The following is a 3294-nucleotide window of genomic DNA, read 5'->3' on the forward strand; positions in this document are numbered from 1 at the left end:
CCGACCGTGGTGGCGCGGCTGACCGAGCTTGGCCGCAATCGTTATGGCGCGGCCTTTCGCAGCCATAGTGGACGTTGAGAACCTCTGCCAGGCGCCGGGTCGCTCGACGAGATGGCACAGCTGGTCGTCACGCTCCTGGTGCCGTATTTGCAACCCGATAATTAACGAGGCTAATTATTAAAGCGATGTAGGGGATGTTGTACTAGTTTGGGCCGATACAATGGGACAGCAGACCGAGTTCCGTGGACGTTTCGGCCATGGGTGCACGTCATGGCGTCAAGCACATGTTCCAATCCACAGGAGGGGCCGTCTTGATGCGCTGCACGATAACGTCGCCAGTCAAATCCATTTCGACGACGCGGATCGTGCCCTGATGCGTCGGCCGGTTTTTTGTAATCATTGGTTTGATACCAATCGCTTCGCCTCGTTTAAGGTACACATCTGAAGAAAAACGGTCCGTGCGCCCCTGCCGATAGGGAGCGAAGTCGATTACGTAAAGTGATTGAATCTTTGTGCCCGCGTCACTGGCGCTGCCACGTGTCTTCGAGCGCATGAGCATGACGCGGTGCGGCTGCCGATAAAGAGCCGCTTCGACGCGACGTGTGCGGAATCGAGCGGCTGGAAGAGGAAATGGCCAATGGGCGAGAGGACCTGCGTATGTTGCGCGAATTGCTGATGCGTGTAGGGGCGGTGCCAAGGGAGCGGCTCACCGAGAGAGGTGCCAGCCTTGGCGGATCGGCGCGCAAATTTGGCGCACACCTGAGTTAGATCAATCTTCGAGCCGCATCGCGCCGGTATTGTCGTCTCATCGTCATAGTCGATGGACACGGAGCGCGATATGAGAAAGCCGACCCTATGCGCAATAGTGCTGCTCGGACTTGCAGCATGCTCATCGGACGCGCGCTGGAATGAGTTTCGGCAGACCGATCCGCAGCTCGCGGAGGCGCGAGAGTTAGCCTTGGTCGATTGTTCCGGCCGCGAGGAATGCTCGCAACGTTGGGAGCGCGCGATGGAGTATGTCGCGCGCTATTCTGCAACACGCATACGTCATGCGGACTCTTCTGGAATTGAAACAGGACGTCCGCTCGAAGCCGGTGTGGTCTATCTATCGGCCACGCGCACCCCATCGGACAAAAGCGAGCAACGCTCGCGCATCAGCCTGAAGGGAATGTGCAAAGGCATGTACGGCATGGACGGCGGCCCTGGCTGGCTCTACGCCAGTTGCGCGAGCCAGATTCGCAGCATCGAGATGAACTTTCGTGCCTTCGTGCTGGCGCCGCTTCGCGGTCCTGCGAGCGATGCAGCCTGAAAGGGGGCTCTTGCCTATGGGTACGGCGCTATCTCCTCAAGATGTACCATACAGGAACTTGCCTGCACACAGTCGAAGAGGAGCGCTGCATAGCCGATCACGTGTTGGTCATGTCGCATGTCATCGATTCATGCGGGTAGCCAGTCGCGCGCATGATCGTCGATGCGGAGGCTGAGCATAAAGCCGACCCGATCGCGATGGGCACGCACGGTCATCGGGGAGCCGGGCTGTGGCTGCTCGGCAGCGTGGCGGAGTCCAACATTCCCGTACTTGCATTGCGGGACGTCACGCCAGACGACGCCGACGAAGCGTTGGCTTCCGGATCTCAAGTGAGCAGCGTTGACAAAAAGTTGGCGCTCGGAAATTTCGCACCGATTTCAGTTCGCGCGCTAGCCAATGAGAGACTCCGACCCGTATCGGGGGCATTTCATCTAATGCGACATGATCACCGGAATTGTCATCGCTTCGATCGTCGTTCGAGTCACGCCACCGAGCACCCGTTCGAACGCCCGTGTGTGACCGTAGGCACCGAGCACCAGCAGGTCGGCGTGCACAGCGCTTGCCTTGCTCAGGAGCGTCGCGCCGGTGTTCGCGCCTGATGCACGGCCCATTGACGAAAAACTCGCACGAACCTGATGGCGGTCGAAATACGCAGCCACATCTATACCGGCGGGCGCTTCGTCATCCTCGTGCCGTTGCACGCTCACCACTTCGACTAAGCGCGCGCGTTTGAGGATCGGCAGCGCATCGGCCACGGCCCGCGCCGCTTCACGCCCGCCGTCCCAGCCGATCAGCACGTTCTCGCCGAAACTGTTGATTCGCATGGAGTGAGGAAGGATGACAGCCGGCACGCCAGAACTCATGACGAGGTCTTCGACAAAATTCTTCGCGACATACGAGCCCGGGTCTTCGGGATCGTGCTGGCCCAGCACGAGCAAATCGGCGTGGCGAGCGTGGAGCGCCGCGACATCGAGCGGGGGCCCTGCAGGGGCACGCCATTCGGCGCTTGCGCCAGCACGTTGCGCAACTCCGAGAAACGCTTCGTGAGCGCGCTCGCGCCACGCCGCGTGCTGGGCCTCGTTCTGGGCGAGGTTCAGGCTTTCGTCGCGATTGAAGAGTGGCCGAAACAGATCCTGGCACACCATGTACAAGCCGACCACATGCGCGTCGAATTTGCGTGCGAGATCGAACGCGAAGTTGACGCGGGCCTCGCTGAGACGGCTGTCGTCGATGTGAACCAACAGTGTCTTGTAAGTCATGACGGCTCCTTCAGCGTTTCCACTGTGGTCCCGACTTGCGCCGCGCGTGCTTCGGCGTCGCGTCCAGGAACATGAAGCACGGGGCAATTCGCGATCCGCATAAAATGTTCCGCGACGCTGCCGAGGACGAGCCGCCGCCAGCCACGCCTGCCATGCGTTCCCATCACGACCAGGTCGGTGTTAAATTCGACCGCGCTTTGCAGAATGCGGTGCGCGATGTCGTTGCCGGTGAGTTCAACTTCTACGACGCGTGGCGTTCCCTTTACGTCCTCGCGTTTCATCCGTTCGACGGCCTCTGCGCTCAGATGCGCGCCTTCCTGTAAAAACGTGTCGCGGATATCGGGATAGTACACGCCGGCGGCATCGTAGATAGGGGGAGGGGTGTCCACGACATAAAGAGGCTGGAGCTCGGCCCCAGTTTCGTGGGCGAGCTTCAATGCTTCATCGAACGCGTGGCTGGCTGTTGCGCTGCCGTCAATCGGCACCAGGATGTGGTTGTACATGACTCACCTCATTGTGCAATAAATCGTTTTGCTGGGAAGGTCAGTGCGACAGCAGCACTGGCACCGTCATCGACTTGAACATGGTGCGTGTCGCGCCACCCAGGACGAGTTCCTGCCAGCGTGCGTGGCCGTAGGCGCCCATTACGACGAGATCCGCACCGAGGTCCGAGCTACGTGACATGAGGATTTCACCGACAGGAACATCATCTACTCCGTCGATGTC

Annotated in this window: 5 protein-coding genes and 1 pseudogene; 2 read left to right on the forward strand and 4 right to left on the reverse strand. The window is 60.0% G+C overall.

What is annotated here, in order from left to right; genetic code table 11:
- Positions 1-268 precede the first annotated feature (268 nt).
- Positions 269-553: a hypothetical protein gene (locus tag AWB68_RS43410; protein WP_125483274.1), complete on the reverse strand. Its 285-nt coding sequence runs from the start codon at positions 551-553 to the stop codon at positions 269-271.
- Between the two features lie 456 nt (positions 554-1009).
- Between AWB68_RS43410 and AWB68_RS43415 the strand changes: the two genes are divergently transcribed.
- The gene (locus AWB68_RS43415; RefSeq protein ID WP_125483275.1) at positions 1010-1309 is read left to right on the forward strand and encodes a hypothetical protein; all 300 of its coding nucleotides are present in this window, start codon (positions 1010-1012) and stop codon (positions 1307-1309) included.
- Positions 1310-1461: 152 nt separating this feature from the next.
- A pseudogene (locus tag AWB68_RS51020) lies at positions 1462-1554 on the forward strand (universal stress protein); the annotation flags it as partial.
- 186 nt (positions 1555-1740) lie between these two features.
- Here AWB68_RS51020 and AWB68_RS43425 read toward each other — a convergent pair.
- The 3 genes from AWB68_RS43425 to AWB68_RS43435 all read right to left on the reverse strand — a co-directional run.
- Positions 1741-2568, reverse strand: coding sequence for a universal stress protein (locus AWB68_RS43425; protein WP_087650253.1), 828 nt, complete (start codon positions 2566-2568; stop codon positions 1741-1743).
- The gene (locus tag AWB68_RS43430; RefSeq protein WP_087650254.1) at positions 2565-3071 is read right to left on the reverse strand and encodes a universal stress protein; all 507 of its coding nucleotides are present in this window, start codon (positions 3069-3071) and stop codon (positions 2565-2567) included. Before AWB68_RS43430 ends, AWB68_RS43425 begins: the two co-directional genes overlap by 4 nt.
- A 40-nt stretch (positions 3072-3111) precedes the next feature.
- Positions 3112-3294, reverse strand: a 183-nt coding sequence (locus AWB68_RS43435; protein WP_143282045.1) for a universal stress protein, incomplete at its 5' end; no start/stop codon positions are given.

Origin of the sequence: Caballeronia choica (genome assembly GCF_001544535.1) — a bacterium.
Taxonomy (GTDB): Bacteria; Pseudomonadota; Gammaproteobacteria; order Burkholderiales; family Burkholderiaceae; genus Caballeronia; species Caballeronia choica.